Origin of the sequence: Shewanella sp. AS16 (assembly GCF_021412365.1) — a bacterium.
Taxonomy (GTDB): Bacteria; Pseudomonadota; Gammaproteobacteria; order Enterobacterales; family Shewanellaceae; genus Shewanella; species Shewanella salipaludis.
The window spans coordinates 689,629-710,173 of sequence record NZ_JAKCLK010000001.1; the positions used below are offsets into that span (position 1 = coordinate 689,629).

Below are 20,545 nucleotides of genomic sequence, written 5' to 3' on the forward strand. Positions count from 1 at the left end.
GCGGCAAGCCGTCATTCAATTTTCGCCGGCGGAATGGGCATCAGGCCCTTGTTGCGATTGGCCACTGCCTCATCGAGCGCCACCCCGATTTTCCGCCATTGACTGGCCTCATCGACACTGAATTTCTGCTGTTGCCAGCGGCTGGCCTCCATCAGACTGAATCCTGCCTGCTTCCATTTCAGGCCGCGGCTTGGGGTGAATCCGGCGGCTTTCCAACTCTGGGCCTCAGCGGCGTTGAACCCGGCGGCCTGCCATTGGGCGATATCCGGGTTACTCATGCCCTGCCAATTCCCCGGGGTCGAACTGCATGCCGCCAACAGCAGCGCCAGCGCCGGCATAACTAACTTCTTGCTCATCATCTGCGCCTCCAAATATGCCCTCGGCCAAGCATGGCCGTGAATTCCCCATGCCAAGCTTCCATGTCAATGCCCCATGCCAACACTCATGACCCGGCACAATTCTGCATCCTTCTCCGAGTCTTGCATTGGCGCCTTGCATTGGGCCTAGTATTGGCGCCTTGTGTCAGCGCCCGCTATTGAAGTCTATATGAGAAACAGGAGCCGGGGATGAAGAATAGATGACATGGTCACAGGCGCCCCGATGGCGCCTGCGGCAAAATAGCGCTGAAGAGACTGGCGCCGGCAGGAATAGCGCTAACCCCTGGGCTAGCGCGCCCCGCCTCTGCTGGCTGGCAGGGCGGCCTTGCCGACGTCGACCCTTCTCATGGCAAACAACATCCACACGGTCAACAGGCTGCTGCAACAGGCGAGCGAGATCCACACCCCGGTCACCCCGAATGCCCAGGCGAAGCCGTAGATCACCAAACAGATCAACAGCAGCTTGCTGCCGGTGAGGATGGCGGCCTCCCTGGGGCAGTTAATCGCCTGGAAGAAGCTGGCCCCCACCAAGATCAGCCCCTCCATGGGCAGGCCCCAGAAATACAGCCCCATGCCTTCTATGGCCACGGACGCCAGCTGCGGCGTATCCCCGGCAAACAGATATACCAGGGCTTCGGGGCGACTGTAGATGAGCAGCAGACCCAGGCAGGCGACCAGCAAGCTCATGGCGAAGGCGATGTTGCGCGTCTGGCGTACCCGCTCGGTGCGGCCGGCACCGGCATTGAAGCTCAGGATCGGCTGACTGCCGAAGGCGATGCCCTCGAAAATCAAATAGAAGAAGGCCTCCGTGTAGCCCACCACGGCATAGGCGGCCACATGTATGGGGGCGCCGACCCAGAGGAAGGCGATGTTGTGCAGGGTGAGCACTATCGACAGATAAAGATTCATCAGAAAACTGGGGAAACCGACGCGGGCGATATTCAGGCAAAGGTCCAGACTGAGGCGCATCTGCTGCCAGTTGATGCCAAGCCGGGTCCTGGGACCAAAGAAATGCCGCAGGCATAGGCCGCCGGTGACGGCCTGGGACAACATGGTGGCAATCGCCGCCCCTGCGAGTCCGAAGGGAAATACGACGATCAGCAACCAGTCGAGCAAGGTATTGAGCACTCCGCCCAAGATCAGCACATAGGTCACCCGCTGCGGCTCACCGTCGTTGCGCAACAGGGCGGTGAAGGTCATGGACAAGATGGGAAAATGGCATAGGGCGAAATACCAGAAGAGGTAATCATCGGCGCTCTCCAACACGGCTCCCTCGGCGCCCAGGACGAGCAGTATGTTGCGGGAGAAGAGTCCGCCCAGCAGGGCAAACAGGGCGCCCATGGACAAACAGAGACTGAAGGCATTGCCCAGTATTTTTCTGGCCTTGGGAATGTTCCCCTCCCCCAGGCTGATGGACACCAGGGCCGCACTGCCCATGCCTATGAGTGCGCCGACGGCATAGAGTATGGCGCCGACCGGGTAGGCCAGCATCATGCCCGCCAAGCCGGTTTCTCCCAGGTAATGACCGACGAAGATCCCGTCTATGGTGACATACACGCCTGTCACCAACATGGAGAAGATGGTCGGAATGGTGTAACGCCAGAAGAGTTTGCTTATCGGCTGCTGGAGCAGACTCAGATCCGGATCCTGGGTTGGCATCAAAAACACTCGAGTGATCAAAGAAACGGATTGTATCCAATCCCCGGAGTAAGACCAAGCCCGGCTTACGCTGGGACGCAGACCGGCTAGGGTCCGAGCCTGCAGGCGAGCAGCCCGGACTCCAGCTGCTGCCAGTCGAGCCGTTTCGAGGCGATGATCTCCAACCGCGAGTCGAGGGCGTCGTCCAGCTCCGCCAGGCTCAGCTCGTCATCCACCAGATTGAAGCCGGCGATGCCGTCCCGGGTGATCATCACCGCCTTGAGCCTGAGCAGATGGGCGGATTTGAGCGATTCTATCCAGGCCAACAGGGCATCGAAGTCGAACTCATGTGCGGGTTCGAATAGCCAGCCGCAACTGAAATAGCCTTCGGCCGCATTCAACTTTCTCGCCATGCCGCGCTCATCCAGCTCCGGCCCGGCAGCCTGTGGCCGTTCGGCGAAGATCCCCCGAGCCGCCATGCCTGCAACCCCTGAGACCGGCACCCCAGAGCCCGGCGCCACCCCAGCTCTGCCCAAGTCAGGGGCAGCAACAGGCGATACCTTTAACACCCCGGGCCTGTCCAGAGCCTCCAGCAGGGCCTGATCCAGGGGCGCCTGCTGGCTGTGGCCCATAATTTCGGTCCCCGCCAGTCCCAGCTCGTCCAGATAGGCTTGCAGCTGCAGCAGTTCATCCCGGCAATAGAGATCTGTCTTGCTTGCCAGAATGAGATCCGCCGCCTGCAGCTGCTGCATGAAGTTGTCATTGCCGCGATAACGCTCATCGCTCACCTTGCGGGCATCTATGAGGCAGAGGGTGCTGCGCAGGGATAAGACATTGTGATAGTGGGGAGCGGACAAGAGCTTGATGATTTCCAGCGGATGCCCTAGCCCGGTAGGTTCGATCAGCAACCTGTCTGGCCTGGCCCTGGCGATCAGCTGATTGATGGCCACCTGGGTCGGTACCCCGGCGGCGCAGCAGATGCAGCCCCCTGCAACCTCGCGGATCTCTATGCCTGCGCCCCCGGCATCGAGCAGCCCGGCATCTATGCCCACCTCACCGAACTCATTGACCAGCACGGCCCAGCGTTCCCCACCCGGCTTGTTGGCCAGCAGCCGGGTGATGAGTGAGGTCTTGCCGACACCGAGGAAACCTGTGATCACATTGGTGGCTATGGCTTGAACTATCATGGTGCGCTTACTCGCTTGGGATCGCTAACAGAGCTCAGGATTGGGTTTTGTTGCCGCCTTTGGCGCCATTGCCTCTCTTGCCGGCGGCGCCCTTGGCTTTGGCATATTTGCCCGCCCGTGCCGGGGCCTTGGCATCCATCACCCCCTTTCGGCTCCTCTGGACGTAAGCATTGGGGCCGGCGTATTTCTTGGTCGGCGGTGCATCCCGGTAGCGGGCAGGCAGGGGGGCCCCTTCCTCGTAGCCCGGGATCACTGAGACCGGCAGAGGCATGCCTATCAGCGCCTCTATCTCGGCCAACATGGCATCATCCGAGGGCGAGACGAAGGAAATCGCCCGCCCCTCGAGGCCGGCGCGGCCGGTACGGCCTATCCTGTGGACATAATCTTCGGCGGCGAAGGGCAACTCCAGGTTGATCACCAAGGGCAGCGCCTGAATGTCCAGGCCACGGGCGGCGACATCTGTCGCCACCAGCAGGCGTATCTTGCCGCTCTTGAAATCCTCCAGCGCCCTGTTGCGGGCCCCCTGGGTCTTGTCGCCATGGAACACGGCGCACTTGATGCCATCGAGTTTCAATTCCTGCAGCAGGTGCTCGGCGCTTTCCTTGGTGCTGACAAACACCAGCAGCTGTTGCCAATTGTGTCGCCCCACCAGCTCGGATAACAACTCGGCCTTGCGGCGCTGATCCACCCGGTACACTTCCTGGGTCACGCCGCTGGCGGTGCTGCTCTGCGCCACATTCACCCACTGGGCCTGAACGAGCATTTTCTCCGCCAGGCGTTTGACCTCATCGCTATAGGTCGCGGAAAACAACAGGGTCTGGTGCTTGGCCGCGATCAGGCGTTTCACTTTTTCTATGTCGCGCACGAAGCCGAGATCCAGCATACGGTCGGCTTCATCTATCACCAGGGCCGTCACGCCGGACAGGTCCAGACCGAATTGCCCTATGATGTCGAACAGCCTTCCCGGGGTCGCCACCAGGATATCGACGCCTTGTTCGACGCCTTTGCGCTGGGGATTCATGTTGGCGCCGCCATACACAGCCAGGGTCTTGAACGGCAGAAATTGACTGTAGCGCTTGATATTGTCGGCCACCTGAATGGCGAGCTCCCGGGTCGGGGTCAACACCAGCACCCGCAAGCTGGCTGTCCTGGCATTCGCCCCGGACGACTCGTGCTCCGCCTCGAGCAACTGCTGCAGCAGAGGCAGGGCGAAGGCCGCGGTCTTGCCCGTTCCTGTCTGGGCGCAGGCCATGACATCCTTGGCATCCAGGGCCAGGGGGAGCACCTCCTGCTGCACCTGAGTCAGCTCCTGATAACCACACTCGGCTACCGCATTGAGGATAAGGGGAGACAGAGCGAGTGTTTCAAATTTCATAGTGGGCTCATAGGCTAATTGGCAGAGTATCGATAGTTGCCGGCTGTTGGCTTGGGTTACCGAGTCAGGGACGGGATCTGGGCTGCGGAGTCTATCAAAATAGCCCCCTGCTTTATAGGTAATTTTGTTGCTTGCAGTCCAGCGCCTGGGGCTGCAGATAGCTTTGTGCGAATACCGTTGCCGTCACCACCCGGGAAAACAGGTAGCCCTGGGCATAATCACAGCCGATGGCGACCAGCCGCTGGCGCTGGGCCTCTGTCTCGACCCCTTCGGCCGTGACCTTGATGTCCAGCTTATGGGCCATGAGGATGATGGCCTCGCAGAGCTTCATCTCATCGTCACTGCCGGTCAAGTTGTTGGTGAGGCACTTGTCTATCTTGAGGTAATCTATATGACACTGCTGCAGATAAGCCAGGGAAGAATAGCCAGTACCGAAATTATCCAGCGACAACTGAATGCCTGCATCCCGATACGCCTTCAGCTGAGCTCTTACCCCTATGTCGGCATCCTGCAACAGGCCTTCCGTGACCTCGATACAGAGGTCGGCCCCCTTCAGATTCAGCTCATGGAGCAGGGCTATGGCATCCTTGCAGCCATGTTTATTGTCGCGAAATTGCACCTGTGATTCGTTGATGCTGATCTGCACTTCCACCCCCAGGGTGTCCCGCCAGTAGGCACTCTGTTTCGCGGCCTGCTCGAATACCCAGTTGCCTATGTCGAGGATCAAGCCTGTGTCTTCGGCGATGGGAATGAATTCCGACGGCGATACCATGCCGCGCACCGGATGACACCAGCGCACCAGGGCTTCGGCCTTGGTGACCCTGCCTGTCTTCAGCTCGACTATGGGTTGATAGTGCAGCTCCAGCTCCTGGTTCTGCAATGCCTGGCGCAGGTCCTGGATCAAGCGCATGCGATACTTGGCATAGACCTGCATCGAAGGGGTGAAATAGTTGAAGCGATTGCGTCCCAGGTTCTTGGCGGCATACATGGCCTGATCCGCATGCTTGAGCAGCTCCTCCGTGCTGGTCGCATCGTCCGGATACAAGGTGATGCCTACGCTGGCACTGATATAGGCGGTCTCATCGTCCAGTATGTAGGGCGCGGCGATACAATTGAGCACCTGATTGGCGAGCCGCTCCAATCTGCCCTGGCTGTCGATATCCATCAGCACCAGGGTGAATTCATCTCCCCCGAGGCGGGCCACCATGTCAGATTCGCGCACACAGGATTTGAGTCGCTTGGCGGTTTCCACCAGCAACCTGTCGCCCATGTCATGCCCCAAGTTGTCGTTCACCTCCTTGAACAGGTCCAGATCCAGGAACAGCAGCGCAAATCCCTGCTGACTCAGCTGTGACGTGCGGATGCCGGCATCCAGGTATTCCAGCAGCATATGCCGGTTCGGCAGCCCGGTTAAGGCATCGTAATTGGCCTGGCGCCAGATCAGGCGCTCGTTTTCTTTCTGTGCCGTGATATCCGAGAAGAGTGCCACCCAAAGATAAGGCCTGCCCTCCTTGTCCCTGATGGTATTCACCGTCAGGCGGATCATATAAGCCTCGCCATTCTTGCGCGTCTGCCACAGCTCTCCCTGCCAATGGCCCGTCTGTTCTATGGTCGAGCCCATCTGCTGGTAGAATAGCTGACTGTTGAGATCGCATTGCAGGATCCGGATTGGCTTATTGCGCACCTCCTCGGCCGTATAACCTGTCATCTCACAGAAGGCCGCGTTGGTGGTGATTATGCTGCCGTTTTCGTCCAGCACGCTCATGGCTTCGCTGCTGTTGTTATACACAGAGGCCGCCAGGGAGAGGGATTCCTCGGCCAGTTTGCGCTCGGTAATATCCGAATGTATGCCACACATGCGCAGCGCCCGCCCCCTGGAGTCCCGTGCCACTATCCTGCCGGTATCCAGCACCCAGCGCACCGCGCCCGACTCGTGTCTCAGGCGGTATTCCACCTTGTATTGGCAGCTTCTGCCCTGCAGATGCGCCGCCAACGCCTCGAGGATCCGCGGCCTGTCGTCCGGGTGAATGGCATCAGTCCACAGACAGGCGTCGGCATTGAGGCTGTCGACTGGGACCCCGAGGATCTGGGCACTGCACTGATTGCGCTCTACCCTGTTGGACAGCACATCCCAGTCCCACAGGCCGAGATCGCTGCTGTTCAACACCAATGCCAGCTGCTGCTGGCTGGCCCTGAGCTCAGACTCGGCCTGCTTCTGACGGCCTATGTCCAGCAGGCCGGCAATCACCAGCTGCACCTTGCCATGGACACGCTTACAGGCCACAGTCAGATGAACGTAGACCAGACTGCCATCTTTGGCATGGAAGCGCTTGTCCAATTCATACTCATCTATCTCACCGGCCAGCATACGGTTGAATTCCACCAGCTCAGCCGCCAGATCTGCCTTATAGGTCATTTCCGTCCAGGTCATGCGCAGCAGGGCCTGCTCGTCATACTGCAGCATCTGGCACAGGCGCGGATTGACCTTGATCCAGCGCTGGGACACAGAGCTGATGGCCAGGCCCAGGTTGCCCGAGGTAAATTGATTGCGGAACAGGAAGTCATCCTGCAAACGTATCTGCTCGTCCCGCTCCAGATCGAAGCGCCGGGAAATCAACCTGCCTATGAGCACAGTGGCGCCCGGATAGATGAGCATCACAGGCAGCGCCACCTGACGCAAGAGGGTCAGGGCCTGCTCCAGGGGCAGCACAAATAGGCAGCTGAGCATCACCAGATGCACCGTCAGGCCGAAGAAAAACAATTCCTTGAAGCTGATATCCGTCAGTATGGCGCGCCGGTAATGGCGCCATAGGCCGCCGACGAAACCACTGGCGATGAGGATGCTCACGCCCAGCCAGAGGTGGTCTCCCCCCATGCCTATGCGGTAGGCCGAGGTCATCAGCACGGCGACCAGGGTCGGCAGCCCGCCGAAGAAGAGCCCGGAAATACTCAGCAATATGGAGGTCGAATCGAAAACAGCCCCGGGTTGGTATTCCCATGGGCTGCTCATTATGGTCATGCCTATGCCACCTATGATCAGCCCCAGGACCAGGCCCCATGGTGGAAAATAGCTTTGCTGTCGCTTGGGGATCGCATCGTAGAGCAGCACCAATGCCAGTAACAGCGCGGTGTTTTGGGCCAATGAGAAAAAAATGCTGTCAGTCATGATGAAGTTAACAGTCCCTTAGCTAGTCCCTTGAGCAATGCGTCATACCGCGACGACAAGCAGGTTAAGGATCCTCGGCCGACTCTGCTCGGCATTCCCAGACTAACAAAGTGTAGCAGAAGCCCTGTCGCCGTCGCCGTAAACTCACACAGACACAGAAATGGCCCAGGGCCCGCATTCATAGAGACAGGCAACAGCCTCAGTCGTTCGCGAGGCGATACAGCTCCCGACGGTAGATGCCGGCGATGGCATGCCAATCAAACCTCTGGCCGGCGGCGGCCTTGGCCAGCCTATGCCAGGCCGGGGAGCCAAACCCGGCCAGCGCCTGTTCCAGCTTGCCGAGCAGCTCCTGGCCCTGCTCCCTGAGATCCCTGCCGTTGAACACCAGACCAGTTTCGCCGTCCGTCACAGTATCCTTGAGGCCACCGACGCCATGCACCAGACACACCTGCCCCGCCCGCATCGCCAGCATCTGGCTGATGCCACAGGGTTCGAAGGAACTCGGCATCAGAAACAGATCTCCGGCCCGATAGAGGTGTTCCGCCAGCGCCTCGTCATAACCGTTGAGGAACAGGAAGTTGTCGAAACCGGCCGCCTGGCGGCGAAACTCGGCGGCGATGGCCGCATCGCCGCTGCCGAGCATGATGAACAGGGCGCCGGGCCTGAGCGCCCGCAGCCGGGTCAGCAGGCATTGCAGCAGGTTCTGCCCCTCCGCCCATGCCTGTCTGAGGATCAGCACCTTCTGATCCGTCAGGCGACCGACTGAGGTCAGCAGGAAGTCAGGGGCCCGGCCCCTGTCCAAGGCACGCCATAGGCCGGCGATGCGGCATAGGGCCAAGGTATCGAGTGCCGGCGTCAACTGGCGCGGCCCCTGCCACAGCATCAGCGCTTGCTCGGCGGCGCTCAATACCAGGCTTAAATCCCGGGAAGTGGCCGCGGCCGTCCCGCCATAGTGGCAGCCGTTGAGTATCCCCAGCAAACGCCCCTGCTGCGACTTGAGGCGCAGATCCGCCTCCAGGCCCTCGCCGCCAAAGAAACCTTTCTCGCTGCAGGAGGCCTGCAATACTTCCCTGGCATAGCTGGGCGAGACCAGATGTACCCTGTCGCTCAATACTATGCCGGCGCGCATGGGATTGACGCATTGGGGGTAGCGGGGATCCAGGATCTGCGCCAGCTGTTCGCTGTCAAGGTCTTGGAGTAACCCGGGGAACCAGGCCGCCAGTGAAGACGCCTCCTGGCGCACTGGCCTTATGCCCTGCAGCGCCAGATTATGTATGGTAAACACACAGGGGACGGCTCTCAGGCTGCGGTATTCGGGCGCAAATGCCCTGAGCATGGCAAAAAGCCCGGCGTGCCAGTCGTGCAGGTGCAGCACCTCGGGCATGGGGATGAGCCCATCCAGCAAGGCACCGGCGACGGCGGCGCACCAGAGGGCAAACTTGGTGGCATCTTCGGCGAAGGGCCTATCCGGACTGCCATCGCAGTAAATCCCGCCATGCTCGGTGACAAACAACCCATGTTCCAGCAGGTAGATATGCGCGCCTTCGAGCAGCGGATGCGCGGCGCGATAGACCTCGACCCTTTCCCGGCGGCCACCGAAGGCGACGCTCAGCTCGGCCATGAGCTCGGCCCCGGCCATGGCTGGCAGGAAACCATAACCCGGCATCACCACATCGACCAGCAGCCCCTGCTCCGCCAGCGCCGGCGGCAGGTCGCGGATCACATCCGCCATGCCGCCGACCTTGGCATGCTCCAGGGCGGCGTTCTCCGCCGCCAACATCAACACACGTTTAGGGCTCACTGTGACGCTTCTCCCATGTTGCTCTATTCCCATGATTCGCTCTTGGCTCAGGCCTGGCTCGGGCCGGCGCCTCATTCATAACCGACCGGCAAACCCAGCATGTCGCGGGTCACCAACACCACTCCCTTTTCAGAGACCCTGAAGCCCTTGGCCCTGTCATGCTCGTGGTTGTAGCCTATCTCCATGCCCTCGGGGATGATGCAGCCGCGATCCAGGATGGCGTTCCTGATGCGGCAATGGCGCAGCACCACCACATCGGGCAAGATCACCGAATCTTCCACCAGGGAATAGGAGCAGACCCTGACCTCGTTGAAGAGCACGCTGCGACGCACAGTGGCGCCGGAAATGATGCAGCCGCCCGAGACTATCGAGTCCAGCGCCATGCCGCGCCTGTCGTCATCGTCGAAGACGAACTTGGCCGGCGGCAATTGCTCCTGGAAGGTCCAGATGGGCCACTTGGCATCGTAGAGATTCAGTGCAGGGGTCGGCGACAAGAGTTCCATGTTGGCCAGCCAGAAGGAGTCCAGGGTCCCCACATCGCGCCAGTAGGCCTTCTCGTTGGCGAAGGCGCTCTTGAAGGGATAGGCGAACACCTTATGATGGGCGATGATCGACGGAATTATGTCCTTGCCGAAGTCGCGATCCGAGTCGGCATTCTGGGCGTCTTTCTTCAATTGATCGAACAGGAATTCGGTATTGAATACATAGTTGCCCATGGAGGCCAGGCACAGCTCGGGATCTTCGGGCAGGGGCTTGGGCAGGGCGGGTTTCTCCTCGAAACCGAGAATGCGCATGCTCTGATCCACTTCCATCACCCCGAAGGCACCGGCCGCCTCGGCCACAGGCACCTCGAGACAGGAAACCGTCATGTCGGCCCCGGACTCGGCATGGGCCGCCAACAGGCCGGCGTAGTCCATGCGGTAGACATGATCCCCGGACAGCACCATGACGTACTTGGGCAACTCGTGGCGTATTATGTCTATGTTCTGGAATACCGCATCCGCCGTGCCCTGATACCAGTTGTCCGAGAAGCGTTGCGAGGCGGGCAAGATTTCCACCGACTCTCCCAGCTCCTTCTTGAAATGACCCCAGCCGCGCATCACATGGCGGATCAGCGAGTGCGACTTGTACTGAGTCACCACCCCTACCCTGCGTATGCCCGAATTGATGCAGTTGGACAGGGGGAAATCTATGATGCGGAACTTGCCGCCGAAATAGAGTGCCGGCTTGGCGCGCCAGTCGGTCAGCTCATGCAGGCGTGAGCCCCGACCACCCGCCAAGATCAAGGCATAGGTTTCACGGGTTAAATTACTGATGTAACGTGGATTCTTGTTGGACATAGGCGCTGACTCCATAAAGATAACTTCCATTTAAGTGGGACTTCCATGCAATTTCTATAAGCCCTTTGGTACTCTGTGCTGCAGGCGACTCAGAGCCGCCATATTTCATCACGATAGCCGGCGATGGTGTTATCGCTGGAGAAGCGACCGCTGGCAGCCGTGTTGCGTATGCTCTTCTGGGTCCATTGGCGTTGATCCAGATACAGGCGGGCGACATTCTCCTGGGCCAGGCGATAGGCCTCGAAGTCGGCCGCCGTCATCCACTGATCGTCGCTGCTCTCGATAGCCGCAATTATGCTGTCGAAGATCCCCGGCTCCAGCAGGTTGAAATGGCCGCTCTTGAGCAAGGCCATCACCTGGGTCAATGCCGGCGACAGGGCGATGGCCTCCCCGGGGCGATAATGGTTACGCATGTCACTCACCTCTGCGGCGCTGAGGCCGAATAGAAAGATGTTGTCCTCGCCCACGGCCTCGAGCATCTCTATGTTGGCGCCGTCGTGGGTGCCTATGGTCAGGGCGCCGTTCATCATGAATTTCATGTTGCCCGTGCCCGAGGCTTCCTTGCCGGCGGTGGAGATCTGCTCCGACAGATCCGCCGCCGGGCAGATCTGCTCCATGGCGCTGACGTTGTAGTTGGGCAGGAAGGCGAAGCGCAGATAGGGGCTCACCAGGGGATCCGAATTGACCATGTGGGCCACATTGGCCGCCAGCTTGATGATGAGCTTGGCCATGGCATAGCCGGGGGCCGCCTTGCCGCCGATCAGCACACAGCGCGGCACCATGCCGGCCGTGTTGCCCGCCTGGATCTGATGGTAGAGATGGATCACATGCAGTATGTTCAGCAGCTGGCGCTTGTACTCGTGGATGCGTTTGACCTGCACATCGAACAGCATATCGACATCGAAGCTGACCCCGGATTCCCGCTTGACCAGGGCCACCAGCTCGGCCTTGTTGGCCTGCTTGACCTCGCGCCAGCGGCCGAGAAAGGGTTCGTCATGTATGAGGTCCTTCAAGCGGCTCAACTGGCTCAGATCCGTGATCCAACCCTCCCCCAGATGTTCGCTCAGGAGGCCGGTCAACCTGGGGTTGGCATGGGCCAGCCAGCGCCTGGGGGTCACGCCATTGGTTCTGTTGTTGAACTTATGGGGCCACAGGGAAAAGAAGTCCCTGAACAGGCCTTCCTTCAGCAGCTGGGTATGGAGCGCCGCCACGCCGTTCACCGAGAAGCTCGCCACTATCGCCAGATAGGCCATGCGCACATGGGCCACAGGCCCCTCTTCTATGATGGACATGGCGGCGAGCTTGGCGCCGTCACCCGGCCAGTGATGGGCCACCAGCTCCAGGTACCTGGCGTTGATCTCATAGATGATCTCCAGCAGGCGTGGCAGCATGTGGGCGAACAGGGGCACGGGCCAGCGCTCCAGCGCCTCGGGCAAGAGGGTATGATTCGTGTAGGCCAGGCTGTTGCAGGTGATATCCCAGGCGGCGTCCCACTCGAGTCCGTAATGATCCAGCAGCAGGCGCATCAACTCGGCCACGGCTATGCTGGGGTGAGTGTCGTTCAGTTGCAGCACATTCTTGGCGGCGAACTGGCTGAAGTCTTCGCCATGGTGCGCCACATAGCGCCTGAGCAAGTCCTGCAGACTGGCGGAGGAGAGAAAGTATTGCTGCCGCAGCCGCAGTTCCTTGCCATTTTCACTGGCATCGTTGGGATAGAGCACCATGGTGATCTGCTCGGCGAGGTTCTTACTCGCCACCGCCTCGCTGTAGTCGCCCTGGTTGAATTCATCCAGATCGAAATCATCTGTCGCCTCGGCCTTCCAGAGCCTCAGGGTATTGATGCGGCCATTGCGGTAACCTGGCACTGGCATGTCGTAGGCGACGGCGAGCACGTCGTGGGTATCGTTCCAGGTCATGTGTCTGCGGCCATGTTTGTCGACATGGGACTCGGTATGGCCGAAGAAAGGCACAGTCACATTGTGGCTCGGCAACCGCACTTCCCAGGGGTTGCCATCGCGCAGCCAGCGGTCCGGCCGCTCTATCTGGTAGCCATCGCTGATCTTCTGGGCGAACATGCCATATTCGTATCTGATGCCATAACCTGTGACCGCCAGATCCATGCTGGCGCAGCTGTCGAGGAAACAGGCCGCCAGGCGTCCCAAACCGCCATTCCCCAAGCCGGCGTCGTGCTCGGCCTCCTGCAGCTGCTCGAAGCTGACCGCATAGTCGCTCAACGCCTCACGGCTCTGGGCGGTGAGATCCAGGTTCAGCAAGGCATTGCCCAATGCCCGTCCCATGAGGAACTCCAGCGACAGATACGCCACCTGTTTGGTGTCGAAGCCATTGTCTTTGCTGCGGGTCGCCAGCCAAGCGTCCAGCATCTGCTCCTTGACGCTCAGGGCCAGGGCGTGAAACAGCTCACTCTCGGCGCCTTCTATGTAACTCAGACCGTAGCGTACATGGCGCTCGAAGGCCGCCGCCAGGGAATCACAGGGTTCACATGGGGGTAACTTACCGGCCGCTCGTTGCTGCGTAATCATATCTGTGGCTGCATCACTCATGGTTGGCTCCTGGCTGGCTCTGGGTTGACTCTGGGTTGGATAGTTCTGGATTGGTTAGCTCTGTGTGAAACAGGATCAGGCTGCGATCCAGCAATAGATAATCGCCGTCCCAGGCCGCATGTATCTGGGTGTCATCGCTATGCTGGGTATGCAGCAGGCAACGCCAGGCGCCCAGGCCTGCGGGCCTGGGGGGATGAAACCTCAGCTCTGTGTCGTCGGCATTGACCATCAGCAACAGAGCCTGCTGCTTACCGTCGCCGCACAGGTCCCCCTGCAGCACCAGGGAAAGGCTGCGGCTATGGACCTCGCTCCACAGGGACTTGGTCATTTCTTCCCCCTGGCGGTTGTACCACTTGAGGCCGGCACTGTCCGACGCCCTGGGCTCGTGGATGAAGCGGCTATGGCAGAGGAGCGGGAAGGCCCGGCGCAGGGCGATCAGCCTACGGGTAAAGTCCAACAACTCCCCATCCAGATGGCGCCAGTCACACCAGTTGAGTTCGTTATCCTGGCAATAGGCGTTGTTGTTGCCCTGCTGGCTGCGGCCCATCTCATCGCCGGCCAGCAGCATGGGCACTCCCTGGGACAGGAACAGACTGGTCAACAGGTTGCGGCACTGGCGCTGGCGCAGCGCCACTACGGCGCCGTCGTCGCTCGGGCCTTCGACGCCATGGTTATGGCTGAAATTTTCCTGATGGCCATCGCGATTATCTTCGCCATTGGCCAGGTTGTGGCGCTTGTCATAGCTGACCAGATCCCTGAGGCTGAAACCGTCATGACTCGTGATGAAATTGATGCTGGCGGCGGGAGTCCTGCCATTGTGCTCGAACAGGTCTCCCGAGCCATGGAAGCGTCTGGCAAACTCCGGCAATATGCCGTTGTCGCCACGCCAGAAGCGCCGCATAGTGTCCCTGTACCTGTCGTTCCACTCGCTGAAGGCCAGGGGGAAATTTCCCAGCTGATAGCCGCCCGGCCCTATGTCCCAGGGCTCGGCGATGAGCTTCACCTGGCAGAGCACAGGATCCTGCAACAGGGCATCGAAGAAGCCGGCACCGGCATCGAAACCATAACTTTCCCGCCCGAGACAGGAAGCCAGATCGAACCTGAAGCCATCTACCCCCATCACTTCGACCCAGTAGCGCAATGAGTCGAGCACCAGCTGCAGCACCCTGGGGTGGCTCAGGTTGAGGGTGTTGCCGCAACCGGTGTCGTTGATGTAATGGCGCTGGATGTTGGGGTGCAAGCGGTAATAGCTGACGTTGTCTATGCCACGAAAGCTCAGGGTCGGACCGAGCCGGTTGCCCTCGGCGCTGTGGTTATAGACCACATCCAGGATAACTTCGATACCGGCCGAGTGCAGGGTATCGACCATGTCACGGAATTCGCTCACGTCATCGCCCTGCAAGTAACTTGGATGGGGAGCGAAGAAACCTATGCTGTTATAGCCCCAGTAGTTGCTCAGCTGTTTTTCCGCCAGGAAAGGCTCGGTAACAAATGCCTGCACCGGCATCAGCTCGACACAGGTCACCCCCAGACGCTGCAGGTAGGAGACTATCTCCGCCGAAGCCAAGGCGGCGAAGCGGCCCCTGGCGGCGGGAGACACCCCTGGATGCAGCTGGGTGAATCCCTTGGGGTGCAGCTCATAGATGATGCTCTTCGCCATGGGATGACGGGGCGAGTTATTGGGTCTCCGGCGTAAGTGACGCACGTCCAGCACCCGGCACTTGGGCATGAAAGCGGCGTTATCCCGGATGTCGAACGACAGGTCCAGCTCCTCATGGCCCAGCTGGTAGCCGTAATGGGTCTCGCTGGGCACATAATTGCCCACCAGCTGGCGGGCATAGGGGTCGAGCAGCAGTTTGTTGGGATTAAACCTATGCCCCAGGTGCGGCAGATAGGGGCCATGGACCCGGTAGCCATAGAGCTGGCCTGCCCCTATTCCCGGCAGATAGCCATGCCAGACCTGCTGGGTCCTGTGGGTCAGCGGGATCCTCCGGCTCTCCCGGCCGGCCGCATCGAACAGACATAGCTCGACCCCAGTGGCGTTGGCAGAAAACAGGGCGAAATTCACCCCGCCATCGTCCGGCGTCGCCCCCAGGGGATAAGGCATACCCGCCAACGGCTCCATGCTAGGCCTCTGTGTCCGCAGCACAGGCCACACCGCCAGGCGTGGCACCGGCAATCACGGGCGTCAGCACTATGCAGGCCAGCGGCGGCACAGTGATCAGCGCGCTGCAGGCCTGCCCCTGCCAGGGCTCGGGCTCGGCAACGACCAGGCCGGCATTGCCCTGGTTGCTGCCGCCATAGCAGTGGCTGTCGCTGTTGAGGCATTCGCGATATTTCCCCGCCAGCGGCAGCCCCAGCCTGAAGCCCTGGTGCAACTGCGGGGTCATGTTGACGACGAAGATCAGGCTTGCATCCTCAGGGCCGCCCCGCCGCATGAAGGCAAACACGCTGCTCTGGCTGTTGTCGCAATCGAGCCAGACGAAGCCCCCCGGGACATGATCCGTTGCCGCCAATACCCGCTGCTGCCGATACAGGGCATTGAGATCCCGCACCCAGGCCTGCACCCCTTGATGGGGGGCATACTCCAACAGATGCCAGTCGAGGCTGCGGCCATGACGCCATTCGTCGCGCTGGGCAAACTCATTGCCCATGAACAGCAACTTCTTGCCCGGATGACCCCACATGAAGCCATAGTAGGCCCTCAGGGTCGCGAACTTCTGCCAGTCGTCGCCGGGGATCTTATGCAGCAGGGAGCCCTTGCCATGCACCACTTCGTCATGGCTCAGCGACAGGATAAATTGCTCCGTATGGGCGTACATAAGGCTGAAGGTCAGTTGATTGTGATGATGGCTGCGGTACAAGGGATCACGCCCGAGATAGCTCAGACTGTCGTTCATCCAGCCCATGTTCCACTTGAAGCCGAAGCCCAGGCCCTTATGCTCAGTTGCCTGGGTCACCCCGGGCCAGGCGGTAGATTCTTCCGCTATCATGCAGATACCGGGAAATGCCTGATACAGACGGCGGTTCAGGTTCTGCAGGAAGGCGATCGCCTCCAGGTTCTCACGCCCCCCCTCGGCGTTGGGCAGCCATTGATCCGCCTCACGGCTATAGTCCAGGTAGAGCATGGACGAGACGGCGTCGAGCCGCAGACCATCGAAATGAAACTCCCGCAACCAATAGCAGGCATTGCTGAGCAGCAAGCTCTGCACCTCGCCGCGGCCATAGTTGTAGATCAGGGTGTCCCAGTCCGGATGAGTGCCCTGCCGCGGATCTTCATGCTCATACAGGCAAGTGCCATCGAAGCGCGCCAGGCCATGACTGTCCTTGGGAAAATGGGCCACCACCCAGTCCAGCAGCACGGCGATGCCGGCGCCATGGCAGGCATCGACGAAGGCCTTGAGCCCCTTGGCATCCCCGAACCTGTGGCTGGGAGCGAACAGGCCTACGGGCTGATAGCCCCAGGAGCCGTCGAAGGGATACTCGCTGATGGGCATCAGCTCTATGTGGGTGAACCCCTGCTGCTGCACATAGGGAATGAGTTCGCGCACCAGATCTTGATAGTCCAGGTACGCCTGGCCGTCCTCCCCCTTGCGCCGCCAGGATCCCAAGTGCACCTCATAGATGGACATGGGCGCCTGATGCCAGTGGGTGTCGGCCCTGCGCTCGAGCCAGGCGGCATCCTGCCACTCATGGCTCGCCTCGGGCGGCACCAGGGAGGCATTATGGGGCGGGCACTCCATGACCTTGGCATAGGGATCGGCCTTGGTCTGGCATTCACCGCTTTGCCGCTGGATCTCAAACTTGTAATGGGCCCCCGCCTCGACACCCGGGAGGAAGATCTCCCATAGGCCGTTGGCCAGATGTTGCCGCATCACATGGCTGGCACTGTCCCAGTGATTGAAGTCGCCCACCAGGGATACCCTCCTGGCATTGGGCGCCCAGACACAGAAATGCACCCCAGTTACCCCTTGGTGGGTGCGCCAGTTGGCCCCGAGAAACTCGTAGGCCCGTTCGGCCGAGCCCTCGCCGAAGAGGAACAGGTCATCGGCATTGAGCAGGCTGGCGAATTGATAGGGATCTATGATCTCTTGCCGGCATAGGGGGTACTCGACCCTGAGCTTGTAGAGGAAAGGCTTGACCCTGCGGCCCAGGCTGCCGGCAAACAGCCCCTCGTCGTTGAGCTTCTCCAGGCTGGCAACCTTGCGGTTATCTTTCAGGCCAACCACATCGACACTCATGGCGCCGCGCAGGAAACAGCGCACACTCAGAGCCTTGCCTTGATTTATGCTATGCATCCCCAGCAGGGAAAACACATCTATATAGTCACCGTTGAGCAGCGCTATGTCGGCGCCATCATGAAAATAAGGAGCGTTATGTGTCATATCTCTCTCTTCCTTAAGTTGGGCCTTGGGTCGGCTGGGTGTATTTCAAGCGCCTCTTCCCCCCCTGAGTCTTGCTTGCGGGCCGGGTTTGAGCATTGGCTTAGGTTTTGATCTCGATGCTGGTTCTGACTCTGGTTCTGGAGCCGGCAGTGGCGACTGACGGCCAAGCGCTGCAGCCAGTCCGTCACCTCGGCACTGTTGAAGATCTGTTCGGTACTCAGGGGCAAACGTCGCTGCCAATTGGGGTATTGCTGCCAGGTCCCGGGAATATTGACAGGGTGCTTCTCCGCCAGCAGATCGGCCAGCTGCACGCTGAACAGGGCAGCGGCCCCGGAGGCCACCAGGTCTATCCACTCGGGCAACAGGGCGGAGAAACGTATCCCGGCCAGCGCCATGCCGCTCAATGCCCCGCTGCGCCGCCCTATGGCGGCTACGAGCGCCTGCTTATCCAGGTCGCGCTCCTGCAGCGCCTGGCCCAGCAATTCATCCGTCTCCAGCAAGCCCAGCTGCCGGCGCAGATGCAGGTCGCTGCCACACCACCAGGCGGCCAGGTTGGGCACATCGTGATTGGCCAGCATCATCAGGCTCTGTGGCTTATAGGCGGCCGGCGGCTTGAACCCCTGGGCATCGCGGCAGAAGTAGAAGAGTTCGTTGGAATAGATGCCGGCATCGGCCAGCGCCGAGATGATCTCCACAGGCACCAGCCCAAGATCTTCGCCTATCACCAGGCAGCGGGCCCTCTGGCTCTCGAGGCAGAGGATGGCGAGCAAAGTGGTCAGCGGATAATACACATAGGCGCCCTCACCCAGGCGCTTATCCAGTGGCCACCACCAGAGCCGCAGCAGGCCCATGATGTGATCCAGGCGCAAGGCGCCGCAGGACTTCATGTTGGCCCGCAACAGGGCGATGAAATGCCGGAAGTCATTCCGCTTGAGACCCAGGGGATCCAGGGGCGTCAGGCCCCAGTTCTGGCCCTGGGGGGCGAAGGGGTCCGGCGGCGCCCCTATGCTGGCGTTGACGCAAAACTCGTCGGCATGGGTCTGCACCTCGGCCCCATGGGACAGGGCGCCGACGGCCAGGTCACGCACCAGGCCTATGCCCATGCCCGCCTGTCTGGCCTCCAACTGGCATAGCTCCAGCTGGCCGGCGGCAACAAACTGCAGATAGAGGTAAAAATCCAGCTCCTGTGGCAGGGAGGCTGGCCCCCTGGCCAGCTCGAGCCGGGCGAAGGCCTGCAGGCCCTCCCCCTCCTTAGCAACGAAGGCATGAAACTTCTGCGCCCTGGCGCTGCAAAGCCTCAGGTGTTCATCACGAAATGCCGCATATAGGCATGCCAGGGCCTGGTATTTGAGGCGGCCGACGCCGCCGTAGTCGAGCCAGTTATCCCTGTTCAGCTCGGCTCTGGCCTGCTGCCACCTGGGGCGGGAAAATTCCTCCTGCAGGCCGGCATACTCGGGAACGGCTTGGAGACAGATATACAAGGGGTTGAGCCTGAGGCGATCGCAGGGGCTATAGGGGCTGGCCTGCTCGGGGGCGGCAATATCCAGCGCATGCAGGGGATTCAACAGGATAAAATCGGCGCCTCTGGCGGCGAGCCGGCGCAGCAAGTCTTGCAGATCGCCGAAGTCGCCTATGCCCCATTGCTCCTCACTGCGCAGGCTGTAGAGCTGGATGCTGATGCCCCAGGGGCGGCGCACGGGCCGCTCCTGGGGCGCCAGCATGCCCTGATAGGCCATTCTCGGGGCCACCATAAGAGTGCCCAGGTATTCACTTTCAGCCTCAGAGTCCGGACTCCCTGAAGGTGTCAGCAGCCGCAAGCGCACCTCATGGTAGCCAAGCCCGAGCACAGGCGGCACAGCCTCTTCGCCCGGCTCAGCCCGGGAGGCGTCGGCATTCTGCTCGGCATGAGTATCGACCGGGTGGGGACCGCCGAGATCTATGCGGTAATTCTGGTAACGCCTGTCGCCTATGCGGTAGTCACCTATGGGGCGCAGCGCACTTGCAGGCACGCAGAATAGCAGGCTCTCGCCGCTCTCTGTGGTCAATTGCAGCTGCAGATGACCGCAAAAGTCGTCGGCGAGATAACAACTTAGCCAGGCATCATCGACATGACACCAATGAAACCCGGGCAATACCCGGGTCCAGGGATGGGCATCCAGCTCATAGATGCGCTTGTCTATCCAGCTGTCCGGAGCCTGCTCCACCCTGAGCGGCGCCGCCATGAAGGCGAGTGAGTCATGCCCGGCCCCAAGGGGCTGCACCGGCGGCTCGGGTAAGGAGCCGCCGACCATGGCGCTCAGCACTCCCAGCCTGTCTTCCTGGGGGATCCGTATCTGCCGGCCAAAACAGTCGACAAACTCGGCTCCCACTCCGTGCAAATACAGTAACTGCTCCAGCCCCATATTCGTCGACCCCGCGACAGCTTACCCATGCCCTAGATAGGCAGTAACCATGCCAGCGGATCATAACAGGATGAAGACAGATTCATTTCAGCGCCATGACAGAGAACTTCCATTGCAGATCATTGGCTTGCGATAAGAGCATGGCGGGGGCGCAAGGGAAAAATGCCCCTTCGCCGACCGAGCCCCTCCGCCTTAGGGCACTAAGATGAAGCAAATATGCACAAAAAATGTGCATGCAAATGCATCCCAGGCAAGGGGGGAAGCGCGCACTCTGGTTCTGGGGCTCTGGTTCTGGAGATCTGGGCTGGGGCTC

General features: G+C 60.5%; 11 protein-coding genes. All 11 read right to left on the reverse strand.

Going from position 1 to position 20,545, the window contains the following annotated elements; translation table 11 throughout:
- Positions 1 to 11 precede the first annotated feature (11 nt).
- Complete coding sequence (locus tag LZP73_RS03075; protein ID WP_234233006.1) at positions 12 to 359, reverse strand: hypothetical protein; 348 nt, start codon at positions 357 to 359, stop codon at positions 12 to 14.
- A gap of 306 nt (positions 360 to 665) precedes the next feature.
- Entirely contained in the window at positions 666 to 2,036 is a 1,371-nt protein-coding gene (locus LZP73_RS03080) for an MATE family efflux transporter (protein WP_234233007.1), read from the reverse strand.
- An 86-nt stretch (positions 2,037 to 2,122) separates the two neighbouring features.
- Positions 2,123 to 3,202, reverse strand: coding sequence for a CobW family GTP-binding protein (locus tag LZP73_RS03085; protein WP_234233008.1), 1,080 nt, complete (start codon positions 3,200 to 3,202; stop codon positions 2,123 to 2,125).
- A 34-nt stretch (positions 3,203 to 3,236) separates the two neighbouring features.
- Positions 3,237 to 4,577 (reverse strand): DEAD/DEAH box helicase, encoded by a 1,341-nt coding sequence (locus LZP73_RS03090; RefSeq protein WP_234233009.1) that lies wholly within the window; start codon positions 4,575 to 4,577, stop codon positions 3,237 to 3,239.
- A 112-nt stretch (positions 4,578 to 4,689) separates the two neighbouring features.
- Entirely contained in the window at positions 4,690 to 7,743 is a 3,054-nt protein-coding gene (locus LZP73_RS03095) for an EAL domain-containing protein (protein WP_234233010.1), read from the reverse strand.
- Positions 7,744 to 7,942: 199 nt separating this feature from the next.
- A complete protein-coding gene (locus LZP73_RS03100; RefSeq protein WP_234233328.1) occupies positions 7,943 to 9,523 on the reverse strand; it encodes a glycogen synthase in 1,581 nt (526 codons plus the stop codon).
- A gap of 92 nt (positions 9,524 to 9,615) precedes the next feature.
- Positions 9,616 to 10,884 carry a glucose-1-phosphate adenylyltransferase gene (gene glgC, locus LZP73_RS03105; protein WP_234233011.1) on the reverse strand — a complete coding sequence of 423 codons (1,269 nt, stop codon included), beginning with the start codon at positions 10,882 to 10,884 and terminating at the stop codon, positions 9,616 to 9,618.
- A gap of 89 nt (positions 10,885 to 10,973) precedes the next feature.
- Entirely contained in the window at positions 10,974 to 13,445 is a 2,472-nt protein-coding gene (locus tag LZP73_RS03110; RefSeq protein WP_234233012.1) for a glycogen/starch/alpha-glucan phosphorylase, read from the reverse strand.
- Complete coding sequence (gene glgX / locus LZP73_RS03115) at positions 13,438 to 15,570, reverse strand: glycogen debranching protein GlgX (protein WP_234233013.1); 2,133 nt, start codon at positions 15,568 to 15,570, stop codon at positions 13,438 to 13,440. Before glgX ends, LZP73_RS03110 begins: the two co-directional genes overlap by 8 nt.
- Position 15,571: 1 nt before the next feature.
- Positions 15,572 to 17,830 (reverse strand): 1,4-alpha-glucan branching protein GlgB, encoded by a 2,259-nt coding sequence (glgB, locus tag LZP73_RS03120; RefSeq protein ID WP_234233014.1) that lies wholly within the window; start codon positions 17,828 to 17,830, stop codon positions 15,572 to 15,574.
- Complete coding sequence (gene malQ, locus LZP73_RS03125) at positions 17,827 to 20,232, reverse strand: 4-alpha-glucanotransferase (protein ID WP_234233015.1); 2,406 nt, start codon at positions 20,230 to 20,232, stop codon at positions 17,827 to 17,829. The genes glgB and malQ overlap by 4 nt, the downstream gene beginning before the upstream one ends.
- Positions 20,233 to 20,545 lie beyond the last annotated feature (313 nt).

Excerpts from the sequence above, each read along its gene's own strand:
- LZP73_RS03110 (WP_234233012.1), bottom strand. The coding sequence starts at position 13,445 with ATGAGTGATGCAGCCACAGATATGATTACGCAGCAACGAGCGGCCGGT.
- malQ (WP_234233015.1), bottom strand. The coding sequence starts at position 20,232 with ATGGGGCTGGAGCAGTTACTGTATTTGCACGGAGTGGGAGCCGAGTTT.
- LZP73_RS03100 (WP_234233328.1), bottom strand. The coding sequence starts at position 9,523 with ATGTTGGCGGCGGAGAACGCCGCCCTGGAGCATGCCAAGGTCGGCGGC.
- LZP73_RS03080 (WP_234233007.1), bottom strand. The coding sequence starts at position 2,036 with ATGCCAACCCAGGATCCGGATCTGAGTCTGCTCCAGCAGCCGATAAGC.
- LZP73_RS03095 (WP_234233010.1), bottom strand. The coding sequence starts at position 7,743 with ATGACTGACAGCATTTTTTTCTCATTGGCCCAAAACACCGCGCTGTTA.
- LZP73_RS03090 (WP_234233009.1), bottom strand. The coding sequence starts at position 4,577 with ATGAAATTTGAAACACTCGCTCTGTCTCCCCTTATCCTCAATGCGGTA.
- glgC (WP_234233011.1), bottom strand. The coding sequence starts at position 10,884 with ATGTCCAACAAGAATCCACGTTACATCAGTAATTTAACCCGTGAAACC.
- LZP73_RS03085 (WP_234233008.1), bottom strand. The coding sequence starts at position 3,202 with ATGATAGTTCAAGCCATAGCCACCAATGTGATCACAGGTTTCCTCGGT.
- glgB (WP_234233014.1), bottom strand. The coding sequence starts at position 17,830 with ATGACACATAACGCTCCTTATTTTCATGATGGCGCCGACATAGCGCTG.
- LZP73_RS03075 (WP_234233006.1), bottom strand. The coding sequence starts at position 359 with ATGATGAGCAAGAAGTTAGTTATGCCGGCGCTGGCGCTGCTGTTGGCG.
- glgX (WP_234233013.1), bottom strand. The coding sequence starts at position 15,570 with ATGGAGCCGTTGGCGGGTATGCCTTATCCCCTGGGGGCGACGCCGGAC.